Genomic DNA, 384 nt, shown 5'->3' on the forward strand with positions numbered 1-384 from the left:
CGTAACATATTTAGATGTAGATGATACTGGAGCGGTTGATTTAGATCAATTACGTGAAACAATCACAGATAAAACAATTCTTGTATCAATTATGTTTGTTAATAATGAAGTTGGTACTGTTCAAAATATGTATGACATTGAGGACATTATTGCTGAAACTAATGCGTTATTCCATGTTGACGCTGTACAAGCTATTGGTCATTTAGAAATTGACTTTCATGATTTCAAAATTGATACAATGAGTGTAACTGGACATAAATTTGGGGGCCCTAAAGGAGCTGGTATACTCTTAGTAAAGGACCATACTCCGCTTGAATTTAATCAGCTAGGTGGGGAACAAGAAACGAAACGTCGAGCTGGTACAGAGAATGTTCCTCAAATAGT

At 35.4% G+C, this 384-nt stretch carries 1 protein-coding gene; it reads left to right on the plus strand.

All coding sequences use genetic code 11. The annotated features are described in order from the left end of the window. On the plus strand, window positions 1–384 hold a 384-nt coding region (locus tag HZY83_RS00080), incomplete at both ends, for an aminotransferase class V-fold PLP-dependent enzyme (RefSeq protein WP_179942090.1).

This window comes from Gemella sp. GH3, assembly GCF_013415425.1.
GTDB lineage: Bacteria > Bacillota > Bacilli > Staphylococcales > Gemellaceae > Gemelliphila.